The sequence below is a fragment of the Nocardioides sp. genome (assembly GCF_036401255.1).
In the GTDB taxonomy this organism is placed as follows: domain Bacteria; phylum Actinomycetota; class Actinomycetes; order Propionibacteriales; family Nocardioidaceae; genus Nocardioides.
Genome location: NZ_DASWVI010000092.1, coordinates 1 through 1820, shown reverse-complemented (window position 1 = coordinate 1820; position 1820 = coordinate 1). Strand labels below are relative to the sequence as shown.

General features: G+C 73.2%; 4 protein-coding genes and 1 pseudogene. 2 read left to right on the top strand and 3 right to left on the bottom strand.

The annotated features are described in order from the left end of the window. Window positions 1–234, top strand: a pseudogene (locus tag VGD85_RS04325) (hypothetical protein); the annotation flags it as partial. Next, window positions 212–739 (top strand): hypothetical protein, encoded by a 528-nt coding sequence (locus tag VGD85_RS04320; protein ID WP_331062213.1) that lies wholly within the window; start codon window positions 212–214, stop codon window positions 737–739. The pseudogene VGD85_RS04325 and the gene VGD85_RS04320, both read left to right, overlap by 23 nt. A 60-nt stretch (window positions 740–799) precedes the next feature. On the opposite strand, the gene VGD85_RS04315 is transcribed toward VGD85_RS04320, so the two are convergent. The 3 genes from VGD85_RS04315 to VGD85_RS04305 all read right to left on the bottom strand — a co-directional run bounded on the left by VGD85_RS04315 (window position 800) and on the right by VGD85_RS04305 (window position 1714). Beyond that, window positions 800–1150, bottom strand: a complete 351-nt coding sequence (locus tag VGD85_RS04315; protein ID WP_331062212.1) for a hypothetical protein — start codon at window positions 1148–1150, stop codon at window positions 800–802. Beyond that, window positions 1147–1389, bottom strand: a complete 243-nt coding sequence (locus VGD85_RS04310) for a hypothetical protein (protein ID WP_331062211.1) — start codon at window positions 1387–1389, stop codon at window positions 1147–1149. Before VGD85_RS04310 ends, VGD85_RS04315 begins: the two co-directional genes overlap by 4 nt. A gap of 85 nt (window positions 1390–1474) precedes the next feature. Next, complete coding sequence (locus tag VGD85_RS04305; RefSeq protein ID WP_331062210.1) at window positions 1475–1714, bottom strand: hypothetical protein; 240 nt, start codon at window positions 1712–1714, stop codon at window positions 1475–1477. Window positions 1715–1820 lie beyond the last annotated feature (106 nt).

The window sequence follows — 1820 nt, the reverse complement described above, 5'->3', positions numbered from 1 at the left end:
GAGACCGAGAAGCGAGCCGGTGAGGCGCTGCGGGAGTTGACCGAGCGCGAGGGCCTGTCCCTGGGCGAGGCCGTCGAGTGGTGCGGCGAGACGATCACCGTGCGCGAGGCGACGCGACTGCGGCGGCTCGCCAGTGAGCCGCAGGCAGGCGACGACGGCGACCAGGGCGGGGACGGCGCGACGCTGGCGACCGCTGGGAGTGGGGGAGCGGGTGCCGGTGCGTCGGCTGGATGACGCCGGCTTCGCGGCGGTCGCGGCAGCGATCACCGATCCGGCCATGCTCGCGCGGTACCGGGCGAAGGTCGCCACGGTGCCGGGGAGTGAGTGCCTGTGGTGGACCGGAGCGGTTGCCGGGCGGTCCGAGCGCGAGGGCACGGACGGCGGCGGGCATGGCCGGTTCTGGTACGCGCCGGGGCGGGTGATCATCGCGCACCGGTTCGCGTTCGCGGTGATGCACGGCGTGGACACGCTCGCAGAGGCGCGGCTGCTCGGGCACCGCTGTCACAACCCGCTGTGCCAGCGGATCGCACCGGATCACGTCGTGGTGTCGAGCGCGGCGCAGAACCGCCGGGAGTGGTCGGTGCAGCGGCGGCTGCCCTACAGCCCACTGGCCGACCCGCGCGGGCCGCGCCGGCGGGCGCGGGAACTGCGCGACCTCGCGCGTGAGGACCCGCAGCTGGTGGCCGACGACCTCGCGCGGCTTCAGGAGCTGCTGGGCGAGCAACTGACCCTCTGGTGAGGTTGGGCGCAGAAAGGGCCCGGAGCGGACAGTGCTACGGGCGGCCTTCTGGCTGGACGGTTAGGCGGGCTCGCCGTCGAGGAGGCGACCGAGCGTCTCCCAGAGGTCGAGGTAGCCGTCCGCGTCCTCGGGCGAATGCTCGCCCCACTTGGCGTGAAGGTCGCGGATGCGGTCGAGTCGGTCGAGGCGGTCGGGGAGCGCATCACGGGCGGCGGCGATGAACTCGACGTCGGCGGCGTGGCCGGTGGTCTTGAGGCCAAGCCGGTGGTCGTGGCCGGTGTAGTAGGCCACGAGGATGTTGTCGGGCAGCAGGGCGTCGGCGGCAGTGGCGCGGATCTTGTCACCGTCCGGAGTCCAGGGGCCGGGGGTGGCGCGTGCCTCCAGGGCGCGCAGGGTGGCGTCGTCGCTCATGCGGGCTGGTCCTCCCGGGCTGCGAGGTCGAGGCGTCCCGATCCGGCGGTCGCCACGGCGGTGATCCGTGCGGCGAGCGCCCGCAACTCGGCGGGAGTGCCCTGGATCGCGACCACGTCGTCACCGGCGAGGGTGAGGACCGGCTGACGATGCTCACCGGCACCAACCCAGTCCTCTCCGGGGGTGAACACCTGGACGCTGGTCTCCTGAGCGGCCAGCCACTCGATGTGCGCGCTCATGGGGTCACCTCGGCGGGCGCGGTGCCGATGAGGCGGCGCTGGTCGCGCTCGCTGATCACCGTCGTGGTTGAAACTGCGTCGTTGGTCATGACTGCTCCTGTTCGGTGGTGCGGTGGGTGGGCTCGGCGTGCAGGGCGTCCAGCGCCGTGGCGACGCTGGACAGGGCCGCGTCCAGGTGGGCGCGGGCGGTCTCGGGGGTCCAGCGGCGTACGTCGCCCAGCCGGTGCTCGATCACGATCAGGTCGCAGGCCGTCTCGCTGAGGGTGTGCCGGTCCTTGGCGGCGCTGGCCTCGACGTCGGCGGGCGTGGCGGTCGGCTGGCTCATCGCAGGACGTCCTCGACTGCGCGGCGCTTGGCCTCGTCGAGCGTGCGGGTGTTGATCGCCCAGTGCTGCCCGTAGCCGCCGTCGATGTCGGCGTAGAACCCCGGGG